This window comes from Aequorivita aquimaris (assembly GCF_001573155.1).
Lineage (GTDB): Bacteria > Bacteroidota > Bacteroidia > Flavobacteriales > Flavobacteriaceae > Aequorivita > Aequorivita aquimaris.
The window spans coordinates 206638-225805 of record NZ_JRWG01000001.1 but is presented as its reverse complement, the minus strand read 5'-3'; the positions used below and the strand labels follow the sequence as shown (position 1 = coordinate 225805).

Annotated in this window: 22 protein-coding genes; 11 read left to right on the top strand and 11 right to left on the bottom strand. The window is 39.7% G+C overall.

All coding sequences use genetic code 11. From position 1 onward, the window contains the following. Nucleotides 1-7 precede the first annotated feature (7 nt). The 5 genes from LS48_RS01000 to LS48_RS00980 are packed head-to-tail and all read right to left on the bottom strand — an operon-like array spanning nt 8 to nt 4775. Nucleotides 8-1000 carry an AAA family ATPase gene (locus LS48_RS01000; RefSeq protein WP_062619083.1) on the bottom strand — a complete coding sequence of 331 codons (993 nt, stop codon included), beginning with the start codon at nt 998-1000 and terminating at the stop codon, nt 8-10. A gap of 4 nt (nt 1001-1004) precedes the next feature. Next, entirely contained in the window at nt 1005-2192 is a 1188-nt protein-coding gene (locus LS48_RS00995; RefSeq protein WP_062619081.1) for a DUF4350 domain-containing protein, read from the bottom strand. Further along, entirely contained in the window at nt 2182-2907 is a 726-nt protein-coding gene (locus tag LS48_RS00990) for a hypothetical protein (protein ID WP_062619079.1), read from the bottom strand. The genes LS48_RS00995 and LS48_RS00990 overlap by 11 nt, the downstream gene beginning before the upstream one ends. After that, the gene (locus tag LS48_RS00985; RefSeq protein ID WP_062619077.1) at nt 2900-3826 is read right to left on the bottom strand and encodes a hypothetical protein; all 927 of its coding nucleotides are present in this window, start codon (nt 3824-3826) and stop codon (nt 2900-2902) included. Before LS48_RS00985 ends, LS48_RS00990 begins: the two co-directional genes overlap by 8 nt. Further along, nucleotides 3801-4775 (bottom strand): stage II sporulation protein M, encoded by a 975-nt coding sequence (locus LS48_RS00980; protein WP_062619074.1) that lies wholly within the window; start codon nt 4773-4775, stop codon nt 3801-3803. The genes LS48_RS00985 and LS48_RS00980 overlap by 26 nt, the downstream gene beginning before the upstream one ends. Before the next feature lie 39 nt (nt 4776-4814). Between LS48_RS00980 and LS48_RS00975 the strand changes: the two genes are divergently transcribed. Together LS48_RS00975 and LS48_RS00970 are read left to right on the top strand one after the other, a co-directional pair. Further along, entirely contained in the window at nt 4815-5540 is a 726-nt protein-coding gene (locus LS48_RS00975; protein WP_062619073.1) for an RDD family protein, read from the top strand. Next, entirely contained in the window at nt 5537-6160 is a 624-nt protein-coding gene (locus LS48_RS00970) for a trimeric intracellular cation channel family protein (protein WP_062619071.1), read from the top strand. The genes LS48_RS00975 and LS48_RS00970 overlap by 4 nt, the downstream gene beginning before the upstream one ends. A 144-nt stretch (nt 6161-6304) precedes the next feature. Here LS48_RS00970 and LS48_RS00965 read toward each other — a convergent pair whose 3' ends face one another. Continuing rightward, nucleotides 6305-7018, bottom strand: a complete 714-nt coding sequence (locus tag LS48_RS00965) for a peptidylprolyl isomerase (RefSeq protein ID WP_045079943.1) — start codon at nt 7016-7018, stop codon at nt 6305-6307. A 2-nt stretch (nt 7019-7020) separates the two neighbouring features. Here LS48_RS00965 and LS48_RS00960 point away from each other — a divergent pair, with 2 nt between their 5' ends. Further along, nucleotides 7021-7662, top strand: coding sequence for an NUDIX hydrolase (locus LS48_RS00960; protein WP_062619069.1), 642 nt, complete (start codon nt 7021-7023; stop codon nt 7660-7662). Nucleotides 7663-7783: 121 nt separating this feature from the next. After that, on the top strand, nt 7784-8587 hold the full coding sequence (locus LS48_RS00955; protein WP_045079941.1) for a lysophospholipid acyltransferase family protein: 804 nt from the start codon (nt 7784-7786) through the stop codon (nt 8585-8587). 124 nt (nt 8588-8711) lie between these two features. Here LS48_RS00955 and LS48_RS00950 read toward each other — a convergent pair whose 3' ends face one another. Both LS48_RS00950 and LS48_RS00945 read right to left on the bottom strand, forming a co-directional pair. Beyond that, nucleotides 8712-9356, bottom strand: a complete 645-nt coding sequence (locus LS48_RS00950) for a DUF8845 family protein (RefSeq protein WP_062619067.1) — start codon at nt 9354-9356, stop codon at nt 8712-8714. Between the two features lie 6 nt (nt 9357-9362). Continuing rightward, nucleotides 9363-9857, bottom strand: a complete 495-nt coding sequence (locus tag LS48_RS00945) for an RNA polymerase sigma factor (protein ID WP_062619065.1) — start codon at nt 9855-9857, stop codon at nt 9363-9365. Between the two features lie 112 nt (nt 9858-9969). Between LS48_RS00945 and LS48_RS00940 the strand changes: the two genes are divergently transcribed. Continuing rightward, the gene (locus LS48_RS00940; RefSeq protein ID WP_062619063.1) at nt 9970-11241 is read left to right on the top strand and encodes an NAD(P)/FAD-dependent oxidoreductase; all 1272 of its coding nucleotides are present in this window, start codon (nt 9970-9972) and stop codon (nt 11239-11241) included. Here the strand turns inward: LS48_RS00940 and LS48_RS00935 are convergent, their stop codons facing one another. From LS48_RS00935 to LS48_RS00925, 3 genes are read right to left on the bottom strand one after another with little or no spacing between them, the layout of a single operon-like run. Beyond that, nucleotides 11242-11577 (bottom strand): hypothetical protein, encoded by a 336-nt coding sequence (locus LS48_RS00935; protein WP_062619061.1) that lies wholly within the window; start codon nt 11575-11577, stop codon nt 11242-11244. It abuts the gene before it with no gap. 44 nt (nt 11578-11621) lie between these two features. Next, on the bottom strand, nt 11622-12737 hold the full coding sequence (locus LS48_RS00930) for an adenylate/guanylate cyclase domain-containing protein (protein ID WP_062619058.1): 1116 nt from the start codon (nt 12735-12737) through the stop codon (nt 11622-11624). Then, the gene (locus LS48_RS00925) at nt 12737-13363 is read right to left on the bottom strand and encodes a YdeI/OmpD-associated family protein (RefSeq protein WP_235810990.1); all 627 of its coding nucleotides are present in this window, start codon (nt 13361-13363) and stop codon (nt 12737-12739) included. The genes LS48_RS00930 and LS48_RS00925 overlap by 1 nt, the downstream gene beginning before the upstream one ends. 186 nt (nt 13364-13549) lie before the next feature. Here LS48_RS00925 and LS48_RS00920 point away from each other — a divergent pair, with 186 nt between their 5' ends. From LS48_RS00920 to LS48_RS00895, 6 genes are all read left to right on the top strand, one after another. Then, a complete protein-coding gene (locus LS48_RS00920) occupies nt 13550-14071 on the top strand; it encodes a DUF2975 domain-containing protein (RefSeq protein WP_062619054.1) in 522 nt (173 codons plus the stop codon). A gap of 3 nt (nt 14072-14074) precedes the next feature. Further along, on the top strand, nt 14075-14278 hold the full coding sequence (locus LS48_RS00915) for a helix-turn-helix domain-containing protein (protein WP_045079935.1): 204 nt from the start codon (nt 14075-14077) through the stop codon (nt 14276-14278). A gap of 100 nt (nt 14279-14378) precedes the next feature. Beyond that, nucleotides 14379-16532: a TonB-dependent receptor gene (locus LS48_RS00910; RefSeq protein ID WP_062619052.1), complete on the top strand. Its 2154-nt coding sequence runs from the start codon at nt 14379-14381 to the stop codon at nt 16530-16532. 109 nt (nt 16533-16641) lie between these two features. Then, entirely contained in the window at nt 16642-17301 is a 660-nt protein-coding gene (locus LS48_RS00905; protein ID WP_062619050.1) for a hypothetical protein, read from the top strand. A gap of 73 nt (nt 17302-17374) precedes the next feature. Next, nucleotides 17375-18703, top strand: coding sequence for a 2TM domain-containing protein (locus LS48_RS00900; RefSeq protein ID WP_062619047.1), 1329 nt, complete (start codon nt 17375-17377; stop codon nt 18701-18703). Between the two features lie 103 nt (nt 18704-18806). After that, nucleotides 18807-19112 (top strand): 2TM domain-containing protein, encoded by a 306-nt coding sequence (locus LS48_RS00895; RefSeq protein WP_062619742.1) that lies wholly within the window; start codon nt 18807-18809, stop codon nt 19110-19112. The last annotated feature ends 56 nt before the right edge of the window (nt 19113-19168 follow it).

Below are 19168 nucleotides of genomic sequence, written 5' to 3'. Positions count from 1 at the left end.
AGCATCTTTATCTCGGAATTTCGATGGTCTCAATAATCTGTTGCACCACTTTATCTGCCGTTATTCCTTCCATTTCGCGCTCTGGGGTTAGCATAATTCTATGCCTTAAAACCGAAGGAGCAATTTTTTTAATATCGTCCGGCGTTACAAAATCGCGGCCGTTCATTGCGGCCAATGCTTTGGAAGCGTTCATAATTGCCAACGATGCACGTGGAGAGGCACCCAAAAATAAGTTGGCGTTGGTTCGCGTATTGTCAACTATTGCTGCGATGTATTTCAGCAAATTGCTTTCAATAATTATTTGTTTTATGGTGTGCTGGTATTCCGCAATCTGTTTTGCGTTCAGCACTTGTGTCACGCTATCCAAAACGAAAGCATCTTTCCTGTGGTGCTCGTTTGTAAGAATGTGGATTTCCTCTTCCAAAGTGGGGTAGGGCACATTTATTTTAAAAAGAAAACGGTCCAATTGCGCTTCGGGCAGGGCGTACGTTCCTTCCTGTTCTACAGGGTTTTGGGTTGCGAAGACCAAAAATGGCGGTTGCATTTTATATTCTGTGCCATCCATCGTTACTTGGCGCTCTTCCATAATTTCGAAAAGCGCGGCCTGTGTTTTTGCGGGGGCACGGTTTATTTCGTCAATCAAAACAATATTTGAGAAAACGGGACCTTGCTTGAATTCAAACTCGCTCGTTTTTACGTTGAAGATTGAAGTCCCCAAAATATCGCTCGGCATCAAATCTGGCGTGAACTGGATTCTGCTGAAATCTACCGCCAAGGTCTTTGCCAACAGCTTTGCGGTCAAGGTTTTCGCAACGCCCGGTACGCCTTCAATCAACGAATGGCCGTCCGTAAGTATTGAAATGATGAGCATTTCCAACATATCGTGCTGCCCAACAATTACCTTTCCGAGTTCGGCCTTAATTTTTTCAACAGCTTCCTGCAGATTTTTTAAATCAATTCGCGAATTGAATTCCAACGGATTTTCCTGTGTTTCTTCCATAATTTTATAGTCTAAATGCTTCTATTTGCTTGTTCAGTTCCAGCAAATCGGCTTCGCTGTGGACTGATTTTTCTTTTAAGTGTTTTATTAAGTGCATCAATTTCTGTGTCTTTTCCAACGTATTTCCGCTTTTCAACGCCAGTTTTTTGATGAAATCTTCCGTAATTTCGTTTGTGTTCACATAGTATTTTGAGCGAAGAGTTTCCAAAAAATAAGTAATCTTCTTCGCTATAATATTGCTGTAATCCTTATGCTGAAAATACAGGTCGCCAATGGTTTTGGTAAATTCCACCGAAGTATTTTCCAACGGCTCAATCACTTCCACAATCCGCTGTTCCCTTTTTCCCTTGAAAAGTACAAAAATCAATAATCCGCCAATCAAAACATAATATGCCCAAGTAAGCGGTGCTTGATCCAAAACAAACCGCATGGGCGAAGTGACCACTTTTCGGCCTGATTTTAAATATTCGTCCCAATAAATTTTGTCCGCATCAATGTATGAAAATACGTTGGCGGCGTATTGTTCGTTGCCTTCCAGAAGGTAATAATTCGAAAAGGCTTCGGGTAGGTTGTGCAATAAAAACTGTCCTTTTCCGAAGTTTATTTTCACATAATTCAAATCTCCCAATACACTTTCGGAATTTTTATAGTATCCCAGGGCCGTGGTTTTTAAGGTGTCAATTTCGTTAAAGGAAGCTTTAAAAACGCCTTTTTTGAAAGCGGGAAGCGAATCCTGCTTTAGGGAAGGCGAGAAAAATTGAGGGCGAATTTCTTCTTCCAAAATATTGTAATTGGCCGTGGATTCGATGCCCAGGGAATCCCTCAGAATGTAACCAATGCTGCGGGAAGCGATAAACACTGTGTTTCCGTTTTCCACATATTTTAAAATTTCATCGGTCTGTCTTTCATCAAAGAATATTTCGTCATTAATAAAAATATAGGCCGAATTTTGCGCATAGGTGCTGTCCGTCAAAAACTCGTACGGGTCTTTGACAATCTTTTCTATTTCGGCATTTTTGAATAGGGAAGGAGCTTCCTCAAAAAGCACAAACCCGCCGAACGGAATTTTATCTGCCGAAGTGTAACTGGCGCGCCAATCGATAGGTTTTGGGCGAACGAGCTCCGTAATCACGATGCCCAGCAACGCGATTCCGAAAATCCACAGTACCCTTTTTGAACGTTTATCCAGCATTTTTCAGGTTTTGGTTGAGTCGTTCAAAATCTTTTTGGGCGTTTTCAAAACCGGCCTTATCCAGTGCGTATTCGCCGTACCAAATGTTGTCGTAGAGATAGGAAGTTTTTTTGAAATTTTCCTTTAAAGTAATATTCTCAATTTCGCGGTAATAGTCGCTATTGGTTTTTTCAAAATGCCAATCGATGATGTTGTTCAGCGACAGTAATTTCAGCGATTTAAGATACATATAGCGAATCGCCAAGCGGTAATTTTCTTCCTTTAGGGCATTTTTTATATAGCTGTCCAAATCAATATTTTCAATGTGTTCCTCCTGAATATTGAGCGGGGCGACCATTTTGCTTTTTCTGCTGAAAAAGGACGAAGCATTATCGCCCACGAGCAATTTCACCAAAATATAAATTGCGAAAACGATGAGCAGGCCATAAATAATGAATTTAACGACTTGGTACATTTCCGGTGAAAGATGGATGCCGAAAATTTCCCCAATTTTTTTGAAAAACCATTGGATTGCGCGGCCCAAGAAGTTTTCGGCCTCGCCTTCCATGGAATCGTATTCAAAATCACTTCCGGAATATTTCTCACTTAAATTTTCAGAAAAATGTTTTGGAGCAACCTTAGTGCTGTCCACCGCAACGGTCAAACTATCCGTTCCGAATGCCGTTGCAGCGAAGGAATTCAGAAGAAAAATTAATATGAAGTGGTATCTATTCACCGGCGCCAATGTTTTCGATACGCTCGCGCGTGGCTTCGTTATAGGTTTCCTCGTGCAGGGAATAATATAGCACCCCATTCACAAATTGTATCATGGACTGGTTGAGTGTATAGAGTATTAGTAGCAGTGCGAGGGCCAGTGTCCATATTACGTTAGCCACGGCTGAATTGGCAAGATCCACCCCTGTATCCAAAGAGTGAAAGGCATAGACACCAATCAAAATGCCCGGAACCATCAAAACGACCATCATTAAAATGCCGAGCAGCATTCCGATTACCAGATTTGAGAGCACGCTTTTCCAAAAGAAACTTTTCAAAAGTTTCCAGCCTTCCCCGAAAGCGTCGGTTACTTCTTTATTGTCGTTTATCATGGCCATAAATGAAAGGCCCATCCAGCCGTTGTATGCCAAAACCAAGATGTAGTATGCAATGGTGCCCAAAAGCGGAATGAAAGAAATAACCATCCCGACCACCATAACCACGAAATACATCAAAATCATCAAAACGATAAAGAGAATTATTTTGCCGAGGTTTTGTTTTACGGTTTCCCAAACTTGGCTTTTTTCTACGGTTTCCCCTTTATTTTTTTCATATTGAATCATATAAGCCGCGGCCAGACTGTAATTGAGAATTGCGGTGACTACGAAAAGAATTATAAACCCAATGATACCGCCGATAAAATAGGCCTGATAGTTTGAAGTATCGGTATCAATTCCATAAACGGGCGTATTGACAAAAGTGCCAACAAAACCAGTTACCAAAAGGTAGCTTACTCCCAAAAATCCGAGAATAAAGAGCCCATTGTAGCTTATGAAAATGTTTAAAAAAGGCTTGAAATTCTGTTTAAAAAACTCGAAATAGACGGTAATTATTTCGCCTACGTCGCGCTGCCGTTTAAGCGGTATATGTTTGTGCTGCATGCTTTTTGTTGAGGATAATGGGATAAATAACGTAATAATAAATAATAAGCGCCAAGGAACTAAAAATAATGGTCATTGCCAACCAAACGGGCATATTGCTGTAACGGGTTATGAACCCTTCAATAAACCCGGCAATGATGAAAAAGGGAATGGTGCTGACCACAATTTTAAGACCGTCCTTTGCGCCTTTCAAAAATGAAACTTTCCGTGAATATGTTTTGGGGAAAAGAATGCTGTTGCCCATTACCATTCCCGCACAGCCTGCAATAACGATTACCGAAATCTCAATGGTACCGTGCAACCAAACGCTTTTAGAGGCTTCGAAAAGAAGGTCGCGGTTGTAGAAAAAGGTGAAAAAGGCCCCGAGCATCACGCCATTGCTGAATAATATGTAGGCCGTTCCCAAAGAGGTAATCACGCCAAAGGCATACGCCAAAAACGCCACGCGGATATTGTTGATGGTAATTCCCAGAAAGGTACCTATTTCACTTCCGCTTTTGTAAATGGCGGTCGGGTCGCCTTTGTCGATATTGTTCAAGGTTTCGTTTACATAACTATCGCCCAGAATCAACCGAACGAATGAATCATCGTTTACCGCGGAAATAGCGCCAATTGCCGTGGCTGTAGCGAACAGCAAAAATGAAAAGAGCAACATACGCTGATGCTGCCGGAAAAACAGCGGAAACTCGTATTTCCAAAAAGTCACAATGCGGTTTTTGGTTTCTTTTTTATTCTTGTAAATCTTTTGGTGCGCTTGCGAAGCCAACGAATTTAAATACTGAAGTGCCTTGCTATCAGGGTAATAAGTTTGCGCATAGGCAAGGTCGTTAGTGAGCTGAATGTAATGGTCCGCAAGCTGGTCTGGACTTATTTTTGAATTAAGTGTGATTGCTTTTTCAAATGCAATCCATTTTTCCTTATTTTGCTTGACGAATGCCGCTTCGCGCATCTTCTTAAATTTTCGATAAATATAACCACTTGCTTTTACATGGCAAACTTAGAAATCAATACAACCCAAAACGTAAATCTGGATTATAAGATAGTAAGTGTGGGCGAGCGTATTTTGGCTTTTCTTATAGACCTTTTCCTGTTTTTTGTGTATTTCTATATCGTAGAATTGGCCACCGAGGCAATGAATATGGCATTTAGTGATAATTGGACTGTTTTTGGGCTTCAGCAATTGTTGCTTTTGCCGGTAATGTTCTATTCGCTTTATATGCACATCCTTTTCAACGGAAGGACCGTAGGAAAGATGGCGATGAAAACCCGCGTGGTAAAAGTGGACGGAAGTCCCGCGCGCTGGAGCGATTATATGGTTTTGTGGATGCTCCGGTTGGTAGATATTTGGATTTTCTTGGGTTCCATCGGCTTGCTGTCGATTATTTTTTCCGATAAGAGACAGAGGGTGGGTGACCATGCTGCGGGAACTGTTGTGATAAGTACAAAAAGCAAGGTAAAAATAAGCCACACTATTTTGGAAGAAATAGCTGAAGACTATCAACCCAAGTTTTTAAACGTAACCAAACTGAGCGACAAAGACGCCAGACTTATAAAGGAAACCTATCTTATTGCAATAAAATCCAACGATTTCAAAACCTTGAACGCGCTTCGGAAAAAAGTGGAAAGCGTTTTGGAAACGTCTTCAGATTTATACGATAAACAATATATAGATACCGTACTGCGCGATTATAACCATTTTACACAGAACATGTGAAGCTGATATTACTCATAGACATTTTAGGGACCATCGCGTTCGCTATTTCAGGGGTGCTTACGGCCCTCAATAAACGGTTGGATCCATTCGGGATTTTGATAATTGCCTTTGTAACGGCTGTTGGCGGTGGAACATTGCGCGATATTCTTATTGATGCCAACGTGGCATGGATGCGCAACCTTACCTATGTTTATGTAATTTTTGGCTCCACAATTTTTGCAGTTATTTTCAGAAAAAGACTGGGTTACATACGCAGATCATTGTTTTTGTTTGACACTATCGGGATCGCGCTATACACTATTGTAGGTGTGGAAAAGGGGATTGCCGCTGGTTTTCACCCTATAATTTGCATCGCGTTGGGAACCATGACAGCCTGTTTTGGCGGTGTTTTGAGAGATATTCTCTGTAATGAGATCCCGATTATCTTCAGAAAAGAAATTTATGCCACGGCCTGTATCCTGGGCGCGTCTGCGTACTTTCTGTTGCAGTATTCCCCCATACCCGAAGATTTTATCGTCATTATTTCAGGCTCCATCGTAATGATAGTTAGATTATTGGCGGTTTATTTCAATCTTTCGTTGCCGAGTATCTACAGGAATGATGAATTGGAAGGAAGTTGATGGGTTGAGAAGTTTACGGGTTTAAAAGTTTATGAGTTTAAAAGTTTAGAAGAATAATTGAATAAATTTTTAAAAAGATAAAACCCTCTGATCTTTTGCTTGGAATTTGGAATTTGGAATTTGGGATTTGTGATTTGGAATTTTCTACTCTATCACTTTTGCCGAAATATAAATATTGTTCAACGGCCAATCCCCATCATCCGCTTTCACTTTTGAGATTTCCTCCACCACGTCCATTCCTTTAGTCACCTTTCCGAAGATGGTGTATTTTCCGTTTAAATGTGTGGTAGAAGATTTTGGCCCAAGAAATATAAAAAATTCATACGGCGCCGTTCTGTTATCGGGGTTTTCGCGGTATTCCTTTGCGCCGGAAACCGTGCCATATTCGTGCACACGCCCGGGAATTATTTCTGCGGGAAGCAAATATTCCTTTCCGAGTTCCGCGCGCTTTTTTTGGGTTGAGGTAAGGTCACTATTTCCCGCCTGGATTATAAAATTTGGAACAACGCGGTGAAAGAACGTTTCATCAAAATAATGCTGCTTTACCAAATAGATAAAATTGGCGCGGTGCAGGGGGGTATCTTTGTAAAGTTCAATTTCAATATCGCCAAAACGTGTGGTAATCAAAACTTTGGTTTCGGGATTTTTCTCGCCGTATTCAGTTAAAAAGGAAACTGCGTTTTCATTCGTGATTTCCGGAAAATTTTGAGTTTCTTCTTTTTTGGATTCAATTTTTTTTTCTCCTTCAGTTTTGATTTCGTTTTCGATTTCAGTTTCAGTTTGGGAAGCCTTTTTCTTATCTTCACAGCTTCCGAAGAACAACACAATTCCCAAGCAATAAATAATCAACTTTCTCATAAATGGATTTTCGCGATTTTGAAAAACGGATTGTAAAAGTAACAAAAATGGAACTTCCCGGCGAAACGGTCCAATTTAAAATGGCGCCAATGGAGCGCCTTCAGGAATTAAAACGTGTGGCGCGCAATCAAAATTCCGCAAAAAGGGCCGGTGTACTGTCTCTTTTTTATCCTTCGGAAGATTTTGAAACGCGATTGATCTTAATTCTTCGGAAAACGTATCACGGGGTTCACTCTGCACAAGTTGGTTTTCCCGGGGGCAAATTGGAGCCCGAGGACGAAAACATTCAGGATGCGGCCCTCCGCGAAACAGAGGAAGAAGTGGGCGTGCCGCGCAGCGCTATATCGGTCTTAAAGCAACTCACTGAAATCTACATTCCGCCGAGCAATTTTTTTGTACAGCCCTTTTTGGGAATCACTTCCCAGCCTCCAAAATTCGTTCCCGAGGAAAAGGAGGTGGAAGCCTTAATAGAAGTGAACTTGCGCGATTTTATGGACGATCTGAACATTACCACCCAAACCTTGTCCACATCCTACGCCGAAAGCATTGAAGTACCAGCCTTTCAATTGAACGGTCATATCGTATGGGGCGCTACCGCTATGATGCTCAACGAAGTGCGGGAATTGTTGAAAATGGCACTGTAACAGCTTATTTTAGTATATTTGCTGGGTTAAACGAAATTCAAAACAGGAAGTACGAAATTTAATAGCCCCAACTTGAAAACCATACCTGCGTACTGAGCACTGACCACTGATTACTGAAAAAATGAGTCTCTTCAAAAAAAATCCTTTTGGACACATACTTTTCTTAAAACTCTGGCTGATACGGATAGCGGGTCTGTTGACACACAGACGCTTTAAGGGTTTTAATGAATTGAAAATTGACGGTAGTGAAATTCTAAGGGAACTGCCGGACAAAAATGTACTCTTTGTAAGCAACCATCAAACCTATTTTGCCGATGTTGCGGCGATGCTGCACGTATTTAATGCGAGCCTGCACGGGCGGGAGGATAGCATCAAAAACATTGGTTACCTGTGGAATCCAAAACTGAATATTTATTTTGTTGCGGCAAAGGAAACCATGAAAGATGGTTTATTGCCGAAAATTCTGGCCTACGCCGGCTCCGTAAGTATTGAGCGCACTTGGCGTGAAAAAGGAAAGGAAGTCAATAAACAGGTAAAGATGAGCGATGTTAGTAACATTACCAAAGCACTCAATGATGGCTGGGTGATAACCTTTCCACAGGGCACCACCAAACCTTGGAAGCCTATTCGAAGAGGCACCGCGCATATTATCAAAAAAAATAAACCTGTGGTAGTGCCTATCGTCATAGACGGTTTCAGAAGGTCTTTTGATAAAAAGGGAATTCGAATAAAAAAACGCGGCATCCTCCAATCGATGGAAATTAAACCTCCCTTGGATATTGATTACGAAAATGAAACAATGGAACAGATTGTGGAAAAGTTGGAGTACGCCATAGAGCAGCATCCATCTTTTCTGAAGGTGATCCCTACTTCCGAAATACAGAGCGAGGAGGAGCTCAACAAGGAGCGGGAATGGCGGTATTAAATTTAGTCGGTAGTTGGTAGTCTGTAGACGGTAGTTGTAAAAATATTGCGAACAAACCCATCAAAAAACCTTGCTGGCTGTGATAGATTGGATTATTACAGCTTTATTCTCTGACTCCCTTTTTTCAAATCTCTATCTTCTTCAATTCCTTATAGTTTTTGTGCAGTCTTCTTAAAAGAATTCCGTAAACAATTCTGTAGAACAGCAGAATAAAACCGATCATCACAATTCCAAAAAGTATTTGTATTGCGAAAAACATCTTCATAAATCTTTCTTGTGAAATTTTTGTGATCCCGTAATCTTCGGTCATAAAATGAAATACTATATCTTGGTTGAAATAGTAGAAAATGTTTATTCCTATAATGAGCAAAACGGAGGCGGTAATATTGTAGATCACAAAATACTTTACCGTTTTACGCGTACGGAGAATATTCTTCATCAAATCTCTTATGGAATCGGTAGTTGAGATTTTGCGATAGTTTCGGTAAAAAAGAATGATAAAAACTCCAAAGACCGTATAGTTGAGCACGTTTACCCCCACCAGAATATTGTGAAGCCCAATGTCATCGCTAAACTTGGTGCTGGATTCGGGTACCAGAAAGGAAAGGAGCGTCCAAAAGAGAATCTCCGCAATACTTATATAGAATATCCATTTTACGATTGAAGAGGATTTCTTCAACAGCATTTTATAAATATCTTCATAGGAAAGCTTGGGGAGCTCCTGCTCCGTGCTTTGCCATTGTTTTTTTAATAGTTCAAGTTGATCCATAGTGGGTTACGGATTTAAAATGGTTCGTAATTTTTCCTTTATCCGGTTCATTTTTACTCTTGCGTTTACTTCGGTAATTCCGAGGGTTTCAGATATTTCCCTGTAGTTTTTGTCTTCCAGATAAAGAAAAACCAGCGCTTTGTCAATATCGTTCAGGTCCTTCACGGCGCTGTACATAAGTTTCAGTTGTTGCTCGGTGGTGTCGTCATAGGGTTCAGAGGAAATTTTAAAACTCACCCCTTCATAATCCTGTGTTTTAATGCTGCGTTTTGATTTTCTATAAAGCGTAATCGCGGTATTCAAGGCTACTCGGTACATCCAGGTACTAAACTTGGAATCGCCCCGAAATTTGGGGTAAGCCCGCCAAAGCTGAATGGTTATTTCCTGAAACAGATCGTTGTGAGCGTCACTGTCATTGGTATATAACCTACAGATTTTGTGTACAATGTTTTGGTTCTCCTCCAGTTGGGTCACAAAACTATGTTCCAGTTCTTTGTTCAATGGTAGTTTGTTAGCTTTTGATTAGTATTTGCCGAAAGAGCTTTGTTACAAAAATCATAAAAATTAAACGAACTCCCTTTACAATGCCTAAATTTAAGCTATAAAAAAAACGATGAATATTCCAGAAACCAGTGTGCCCCGAATTGTAGTTATAGGTGGCGGATTTGCTGGTATTTCCTTCATAAAAAAGCTTCAAAAGGAAAAAGTGCAGATCATACTTTTTGACAGGCATAACTACCATACATTCCAGCCTTTGCTATACCAAGTTTCCACAGCGGGGCTTGAACCGGACTCCATAGCATATCCGCTTCGCAAAATTTTCAGAAAAAACGTGGATTTCCACTTCAGAATGGCTGAGGTTGAAACCATCCAGGCTGAAAACAATACTATCCATACCTCAATAGGAAGTTTACATTATGATTTTTTGGTGATTGCTACGGGTACGCGTACCAATTTCTTCGGAAATGATAGCATAGCCGAAAACAGTATGCCTATGAAGACGGTGCCGCAAGCCTTAAACATTCGCAGTTTGATGCTACAGAATATTGAAAAGGCAGATATAACCACAGATGAAAGAGAGAGAAAACGACTTCTGAACTTTGTGATTGCAGGGGCTGGGCCTACTGGCGTGGAACTTGCCGGAGCTTTGGCGGAATTTAGAAAAGGAATTCTTGAGAACGATTATCCCGAGCTGGAAGAAGAAGAAATGAACGTCCATCTAATTGAAGGATTGGATAGGGTGCTTCCGCCAATGAGCGAACAAGCTTCAGAAAAAGCACAAAAATTTTTAGAAAAACTTGGTGTTCAAATTCATCTGGAAACTTTTATAAGTGATTATGACGGAAAGACTGTTACTACAAAAGATGGGCAAAAATTTGAGACCGCAACCTTCATCTGGGCTGCCGGAGTTACGGGAGCACCTATAAAGGGAATAAATGGCGAAGCTTTAATAGAAAAAGCCAATCGTTATAAAGTGGATGAATTCAATAAAATAAAGGGTTTTGAAAATATTTATGCACTGGGCGATATCGCACTAATGGAAACAGAGGAATATCCCAAGGGACACCCGCAGGTTGCGCAACCTGCAATTCAACAGGGAAAGCATTTGGGGAAAAACTTCAGAAAAATGCTGAAGGACAAAAACATGGAACCTTTTGAATATTTTGATAAAGGAACCATGGCCACCGTAGGTAGAAATAAAGCTGTAGTAGATATGGGCAAGCTGCACTTTGGCGGTGCTATTGCTTGGTTTTTATGGATGTTCGTTCACCTGTGGTTTTTAGTGGGTTTCAGAAACAGGGTAGTAACTTTTTTTAATTGGACATATAGCTATATAAATTACGATCGTGCCGCACGGTTGATAATTCGTCCGTTCAAAAAATAGTTATTGCACCTTTACCGGAATGGGGCCGCCGTTTGAAACCCAACCCCCGCCAATTTCGTCAATGTTGACATCCAATTCATCGGAGGTTTCAATTTTTTTTAGATTTACCTTTACTTCATCGTAGGTATCAACACTTTTTAGGTTTACGTTTAATTCATCGTATGTATTAATATCTACCAAACGTACGTCCAGCACTTCAGGAAAAGGTTTTTGGGTTACATTTTCAGTTTCGTTTGCATAGGCCGATGGGAAAATTTCAAAGTCCTTTATTATATTTATCGTCAAACAAATTGCAATGATTGTCAAAATGATTTTTGTGTAGTTGTCTGTTTTCATAGATTAAAGATTTAAGCGTTTAAACTTTATGTTTTAAAAAAAAATTACTTTTTCACATACGTAACCATTTCTATTTCTTCGGTTTTTCCGCGCAGTTTTTCTTTTCCAAGTTCCTTTTTGGTTACCCCTTTTGGCAGCCTGTAGGCTATGTCAGCAAATTGTTTGGAAGCTAAAATCTCAACATCAAGTTCGTTGCACATGGCCTGTATGCGTGAAGTTGTATTTAAAACATCGCCAGAAAATGCAATGTCGCGTTTTATCTGCCCAATTTCACCAACCATTACCGTGCCGTAGTGAAGACCAACCTTAAATTCGGGGACAACACCGTACTTTTTTAAATATTTGGGTGCTTTGTATTTGATGATTTTTTTCATACTGTAAAAACATTGAATGGCATTGCCATGTTTCAGTCCCCATTTCATTTTCCACGACACAACAACTTCATCTCCCACATATTGATACACCTCGCCCCGGGTTTGAACAATAGCAGGCGCTATGTGCCTGAAGAAATCTTTTAAAAAATTAAAATATTTTTCCTCACCCAAGCTTTCGGCGATTCCCGTTGCATTTTTTATATCGGCAAACATAAAAATACGTCGCTCGTGCTTTGGGCGAAAATATCTTCCTATTAAATAATCTGGAAAAACCCCCGGTCCGTACTTATCGTTTACCATTAAAACGATAAGCGTTACCAAAACGATAAAAAGCCAAATAATATAATTTTTTATAAAAAGCCATGTGCCAAAAAAATAAAACGTTTCCTGTAGTACTTCCCAAGAATAGAAAGGTACTCCCAAGTCTTCGCTGTTTATATAAATAGCTCCAAGGGAACCTACCAAAAAAGCCGTAAGTGTGTACGCAATAATTAAATACAAAAGTGCTTTCCAAAAAACCAACCGCCGGAGCCAGCGCTCCATTAAATTTACGGTAACAATACCGCCGATAAGCCCTGCTGAAATAGCGACGATGAGGTTGGCCATTACTGCTGAATAAAAATCATAGCTTGAACTCAATACTCCATTGCTTTTCAGGGTTATGAATTCATAAAAAAACATGACGTTTGAAATGATAATCCAAGCTACCAAGATCCAAAAAGCCCGCCGCGTGTAAAACCAAAGTTGGCGCGTGGTGTATCTTTCAAAATGTGGTTTTATGGCCATTAGCAGTTTTTGTATTTATCGTGAAGGCCAACACCATTTTTTATCATTGGGATACACTTTTCCAATCTACTCAATTTGGTTTTTTCCTGTTTCGCCTCGGTTATATATTCGGCATATTCCCGCTGTTTACCGGGAGTTAGTTTTTGGAAATGTTCTTTTAAAGTTGTGTCTTTTTTAAAAGCTTCATCCAGTAACGGCGGGATTGAAACACCTTTTTTTTGCACAGGTTTTAATTCCTTTCCAGCTTTGCAGTTTGCTATAGCTTCTTCTACATATTCCAAAACAATTTTTTGTTCAATTTTATCATTTTCTTCAAAGCGCCATTGCCGAAGGGCTTTGGCCTCCTTGGCGTTTATGAGCTTGTTGTGTTTGTCTTTTAAAAACACGCCTTGATGGAACCACAGCGCCATATGGTTTTTGAAATCGGCCATTCCCACTACCAGTTTCCCGTTGAGGGTGTAGGTGGGTTTGCCCCATTTTAATTCTTCTTTCAAATCTGTTTGCAATAGTATTTCACGCAGCTTTTCTAGTTTTTCCTTCCATTTTGTTTGCTTTGCAATAAAAGCATCTATTTTTTGTGAATCGGTCATGGTGCTTTCTTTTCTTCCGAAGATACAATTTTCCATTTCTTCCTTCCTAAAAAAGCTTTGTTGAATTTTTCAGTAAAAACCGTAAGTTCCAAAAAAGCTTAGATAATTACATTTAAAAAAATTACTCCCTTTAAAAAAATAATTGTTGATAAATAAAATATATTTATTGTTTATCAATAAATATTTATTTACTTTCGCAAAGTAATTTTAAATCAACCGTAAATGAAAACAAATATTATAATGAAAGTGATGAATATTATATTTTGGATCGTATTCATCGGTTTGTGCATAGAAACTGGAGCTTTACTCGTTTCTCTTTTTGTGACCCTTTTTATCAATTCTAATGGTGCCGAAGATACGTATATGGGGCTCGACCTTTTGGATTTATACAATTTCAACGTGGAGCACTACATTGGTGTAGCCAGCTTTTCAATAACCTTATCTGCCCTGAAAGCTTATCTTGCCTACCTTGTCATCAAGCTTTTTATGAAGTTTGATTTAAACTATCCTTTCAATGAAAAAACAGCCTCGGTCATTACACAAATGAGCCATTATGCCTTGAGCATTGGGGTTGTGGCCATCATTGCGGAAAATTATGCAAACCGTATAATGAGGCAGGGACTCACCCTCCAAATAGACTGGGGTGCCGAGCAATTTCTATTTTTTGCGGGCATTATTTACATTATAGCATTGGTTTTTAAAAAGGGAGTGGAAATACAAAGCGAAAACGAACTAACAATTTAAATTATGCCTATAATAGTAAACTTGGACGTAATGATGGCCAAACGGAAGATGTCATTAAACGAACTTTCCGAAAAAGTAGGACTTACGCTTTCCAATCTTTCCATTTTGAAAACCGGAAAAGCAAAAGCAGTGCGCTTTAGCACGCTGGAGGCCATTTGCGAAGCTTTGGAATGCCAGCCTGGGGATATTTTGGAGTTTGTGGAGTGAATCTACATTTGAAGACCTAAATTCTACAGTTCGGTCTATTTTATTCTGAAAAAATACACCAAAATTTAATCTTTGACCTGAAAATAAAACCAACCATTTTATGAAGATTTCAGTTATTACTTTTTTACTAGCTATTTTGCCGAGCTTGTTATTGGCACAAACCACCATTTCAGGGACGGTTATGGACAACAAGGGAATGCCGGTATTTGGAGCCAACGTTTATTTGGAAGGTGCTTATGATGGAAGCACAACCGAAGCGAACGGAAATTTTTCTTTTGAAACTACCGAAACAGGCACGCAGGTCTTGATTATTTCTTACGTTTCTTTTGAGCCCTTTAAGTTTGTGGAAGATGTTACGAAAATGAAAAACTTAAAAATCACACTTCGCGAAGATGTAAATTCCTTGGAGACCGTAACCATTTCTGCAGGTTCCTTTTCTGCGGGCGATAACAGTAGGATTTCGGTTTTAAAACCTTTGGATATTGTAACAACAGCCAGTGCTTTGGGCGATTTTGTGGGCGCATTGCAAACCCTTCCCGGAACCACGACCGTTGCAGAAGACGGACGCCTCTTTGTACGAGGTGGCGATGCCGGGGAAACACAGATTTTTATTGATGGTATCCGTGTTTTTACACCTTATAGCCCAACAACCAATAATGTTCCCACCCGTGGGCGTTACAGCCCTTTTCTTTTTGACGGCATTACGTTTTCCACAGGCGGGTATTCCGCGGAATATGGGCAGGCGCTATCATCCGTATTGCTTTTGAATACCATTGATGAGTCAACCCAAGAAAAGACAGACATTGCCATTATGAGCGTGGGCGCTGGGTTGGGGCACACTGAAAAGTGGGAAAAAAACTCGTTGAGCGTTAATGCTTCCTATATAAATTTGGCGCCATATATCGCACTTTTGCCAGATAGAAATGATTGGCAAAAACCTTTTGAGACCGCTTCGGGTGAAGCAGTTTTCCGTCAAAAAATAGGGGATGGGCTACTAAAGGTTTACGGGGCTTTTGATACTTCAGATTTTGAGCTTACGCAAGATGACATCAATCAGCCAGATGGAACACGATTTATGCTAAACAATCAAAACTTTTACACCAACGCAAGTTACAGTGAAATGTTAAATAAAGGCTGGACAATCTTTGGCGGTGGAAGTTACACGTATGGAAAAACTAAAGTTGGAATTGATGATGCAAATATAAAAGATGTTGAAAACTCAGCACACTTTAAATTGAAATTGAAAAAACGCTTTAGCAATCGTTTTAAAATGAATTTTGGCGCAGAACAGTTTGTGACCGATTTCAATGAAAATTATGACGACCCCAATGTTGACGCAAATTTAGGTTTCAACAATAATATTTCCGCAGCATTTACAGAGGCCGATATTATTTTTTCACGGAAACTTGCCCTAAAACTGGGCGTTCGTGGAGAGTATAGTGAATTGTTCAGCGAATTTACAATTTCTCCAAGAATTTCTTTTGCATACAAAACAGGGAAGAGCAGCCAGCTTTCATTAGCTTATGGCGATTTCTTTCAGCAACCGGAAAGTGAAGTGCTCAAATTCACAAACAGCCTGGAAGCGCAGCACACCCAGCACTATATTATGAACTATCAATACTCAGCCAATAATAGAATTTTCCGTGCTGAAATTTATAGAAAGCAATACACCAATCTTGTTACCTATAATGATGAATTTCCTGATGTAAATACCACATTTTTAAACAATGGCGATGGTTATGCACAGGGGCTGGATTTGTTTTGGCGCGATAATAATTCCATCAAAAATGTAGATTATTGGGTAAGCTATTCCTATTTGGACACCGAACGAAAATACCGAAATTATCCAATAAAAGCTATGCCCAATTTTGCAAATACCCACAACCTTTCCGTGGTTGCGAAATACTGGATAAATGATTGGAAAAGCCAGATAGGTTTCAGCTATCAATACGGTAGCGGCAGAACTTATACCGATTTGAATGAGCCTGGATTTCTTCAGAAAAAAACCAAGGGATATAACAGTTTAAGTTTGAATTGGGCGTATTTAATTTCACAACAAAAAATTCTCTATGCTTCAATAAACAATGTTTTTGCTTTTAAAAACGTGAATGGGTATCAATATGCAAACACTGCGGATGCAAACGGAAACTTTGCCCGAAGGGAGTTGCTTCCCGCGGCAGATCAGTTCTTTTTTGTCGGCTTATTCTGGACCATTAGTGATGATGGAAAGGACAATCAGCTGGACAATCTGTAATGCCACAATTCATCCATAAAAATCAACAGTTCAGAATATCAATTTTTAAAAGCTGGGTATTTTAGGGGAAATTTGAATATAAATTAATACTAACTAAAAAATAGAAACCATGCAAAACGTAGTCACTTATTTAATGATTTTTTTCACGGCCCTAATTATGCAGGGGCAAACAGATTCTGCAGTAAATGCAGCTGCCGAACCAACCAAATACCAACAGGGTATGCGTAAAGCTTTTCAACTTTGGCAGGAAAACAAATCGTGGGAAGCCGCAAATGTTTTTGAAAGAATTGCAGCCGCTGAACCGGACAACTGGTTGCCACCGTACTACGTGGCACAAATCAACGTAATCAACAGTTTTACTGAAAAGGACGGAACTAAGCTGAAAGCGCAACTGGACAAGGCCCAGAATTTCATCAATGACGCTACGGCAATCTCAAAAGACAACCCAGACTTACTGGTTTTGCAGGCACAGTTATACACGGCTTGGATTGTTTTTGACGGTCAACAATACGGCATGACCTACTCTCCAAAAGCTTCGGAGCTTTACGGAAAAGCTTTGGGGCTTGCACCCAACAATCCTCGGATTATTTTGGCAAAAGCCGAATGGGACATGGGTGGTGCAAAATATTTTGGCCAATCCATTGAACCCTACTGCAAGGACATTCAGCGTGCCATAGAACTTTTTGCTACCTTTAAGCCAGCAGGTGAATTTTACCCAACGTACGGCGAAGAACGAGCAAAGCAGATACAAGCTGAAAGCTGTAAATAAAAAATTTGCCACGAATTCACGAGTGTTTTTTTAAAATGATACGTGAATTTGTGGCTAACAAACAATTATTTCAATGCGTATTCTAAAGGATTTTGGTAAGGCTTTTTTTGTAGGAACCCTAGTTTTTATTATTCTGGGTTTGATACAGTATGCCAATGGCTATCAGTATGATAATGGAAGGGATATTCTTATCACTTTTCTATATAATCAACTGTATGCCGTGATTCTTTATATGGTGAATGCGTATTATTTTGACTTTTTGTTGAAGGTTTTTCCAAATGAGGTCTTTAAGCTGAAGAATCTTTTAAAAGGACTTCTCGGGGGAATCCTGGTCACACTTTTGGCACTTTTCCTAATAAGGATCATAACGGAAGTGCTTATAGAAGGAAGGGGCTTTTCAGAATTTATTGCTTCCGAAAAGATGCAGTATTACTACATTTCATTTGTAATATCTGTAGTGGTCACGACCATTTTTTATGTGGCCTATTATTACAGGAACAAGCAACAGACTATTGTAAAGGAACAGAAAATAATTGCCGGTACTGCCTCGGCAAAATTTGATGCCCTTAAAAACCAATTGGATCCGCATTTTCTTTTTAACAGCTTGAATGTACTTACCAGTTTAATTGAAGAAAACCCCGAAGCCGCAACGCGTTTTACCACTTCGCTTTCCAAGGTATATCGCTATGTTTTGGAGCAGAAAAATAAGGAGCTTGTTACATTGGAAGAGGAACTGAAATTTGCGGAACTCTATATGTCGCTATTGGCGGTACGTTTTGAGGACAGTATTGTTTTTACTTCGCCTTCAAAACTGAAAAACCCGCAGGCAAAGGTAGTTCCGTTATCGCTTCAACTTTTGTTGGAAAACGCGGTTAAGCACAACCAGGTTATGCCTTCCAAAAAACTTTATATAACTATTTCAGAAGAAAACGGCAATTTGGTTGTAACCAACAACAGTCAGCCGAAACAGGTTTTAAAAGAGAGTACGGGCGTTGGGCTGCGCAACATTCGCGACAGGTATGCACTTTTGACGAAGCGCCCGGTACTTATAAACGAAAACCCAAAGGAGTTCAGCATTGCAATACCCATTTTGGGAGAAAATCTTCAAATTATGAACACATCGGATACTTATATTTCAGAAAAAAAGTACAAACTCGCCAAAAAACGGGTGGAAAAACTAAAAGGGTTTTACATTCACTTAACGCTATATATTTTAATGGCTCCGGTATTTATTTATTTAAATTATATTTCCCGGGCGGGCTTCCCGTGGGCGCTTTTTCCCATAGTGGGTTGGGGCTTTGGAGTTATGGGCCACGCTGCGGAAACTTTTAATTACAACCCGTTTTTTGGAAAGGATTGGGAAGCGCGTAAAATTCGTGAGTTAATGGATAAGGATGAATAAACGACAGTCCATCCACTTAAAACTACAGTTGGGAGATTGTATTTTTTTGAAGCCTTTAATCTTTGATACCTTTATACTATAATTAAAAACTACAATTATGGAAATGGAAAATAACAAAGACAACAAATATTTTAAAGCCAAACAACGAGTGGCAGAGATCAAGAAATTCTACACAAGTTTGATGTTTTATGTAGTATTTATTTGCGCTTTGGCAGGATTGAATTACTACACAAATGAATTAAGGTATCCTTGGTTCCTTTGGGCAGCATTCGGTTGGGGAATCGGGATCTTTTTTCAGGCCATTAAAACATTTAGATGGGCGCCATTTATTGGCAAGGACTGGGAAGAAAAAAAGATGAAACAGTTTATGGAAGAGGAAGAACAAAAATCTAAAAATAATTGGAACTAATGGAGTATTCTGAAAATTTAAAATGGAGAAAGGCCCGCAGAAGGGTAGAAGCGCTA

Coding starts and splice junctions, on each gene's coding strand:
- LS48_RS01000 (WP_062619083.1), bottom strand. CDS start 1,000: ATGGAAGAAACACAGGAAAATCCGTTGGAATTCAATTCGCGAATTGAT.
- LS48_RS00995 (WP_062619081.1), bottom strand. CDS start 2,192: ATGCTGGATAAACGTTCAAAAAGGGTACTGTGGATTTTCGGAATCGCG.
- LS48_RS00985 (WP_062619077.1), bottom strand. CDS start 3,826: ATGCAGCACAAACATATACCGCTTAAACGGCAGCGCGACGTAGGCGAA.
- LS48_RS00980 (WP_062619074.1), bottom strand. CDS start 4,775: ATGCGCGAAGCGGCATTCGTCAAGCAAAATAAGGAAAAATGGATTGCA.
- LS48_RS00975 (WP_062619073.1), top strand. CDS start 4,815: ATGGCAAACTTAGAAATCAATACAACCCAAAACGTAAATCTGGATTAT.
- LS48_RS00965 (WP_045079943.1), bottom strand. CDS start 7,018: ATGAGAAAGTTGATTATTTATTGCTTGGGAATTGTGTTGTTCTTCGGA.
- LS48_RS00960 (WP_062619069.1), top strand. CDS start 7,021: ATGGATTTTCGCGATTTTGAAAAACGGATTGTAAAAGTAACAAAAATG.
- LS48_RS00955 (WP_045079941.1), top strand. CDS start 7,784: ATGAGTCTCTTCAAAAAAAATCCTTTTGGACACATACTTTTCTTAAAA.
- LS48_RS00950 (WP_062619067.1), bottom strand. CDS start 9,356: ATGGATCAACTTGAACTATTAAAAAAACAATGGCAAAGCACGGAGCAG.
- LS48_RS00940 (WP_062619063.1), top strand. CDS start 9,970: ATGAATATTCCAGAAACCAGTGTGCCCCGAATTGTAGTTATAGGTGGC.
- LS48_RS00935 (WP_062619061.1), bottom strand. CDS start 11,577: ATGAAAACAGACAACTACACAAAAATCATTTTGACAATCATTGCAATT.
- LS48_RS00930 (WP_062619058.1), bottom strand. CDS start 12,737: ATGGCCATAAAACCACATTTTGAAAGATACACCACGCGCCAACTTTGG.
- LS48_RS00925 (WP_235810990.1), bottom strand. CDS start 13,363: ATGGAAAATTGTATCTTCGGAAGAAAAGAAAGCACCATGACCGATTCA.
- LS48_RS00920 (WP_062619054.1), top strand. CDS start 13,550: ATGAAAACAAATATTATAATGAAAGTGATGAATATTATATTTTGGATC.
- LS48_RS00915 (WP_045079935.1), top strand. CDS start 14,075: ATGCCTATAATAGTAAACTTGGACGTAATGATGGCCAAACGGAAGATG.
- LS48_RS00910 (WP_062619052.1), top strand. CDS start 14,379: ATGAAGATTTCAGTTATTACTTTTTTACTAGCTATTTTGCCGAGCTTG.
- LS48_RS00905 (WP_062619050.1), top strand. CDS start 16,642: ATGCAAAACGTAGTCACTTATTTAATGATTTTTTTCACGGCCCTAATT.
- LS48_RS00900 (WP_062619047.1), top strand. CDS start 17,375: ATGCGTATTCTAAAGGATTTTGGTAAGGCTTTTTTTGTAGGAACCCTA.
- LS48_RS00895 (WP_062619742.1), top strand. CDS start 18,807: ATGGAAAATAACAAAGACAACAAATATTTTAAAGCCAAACAACGAGTG.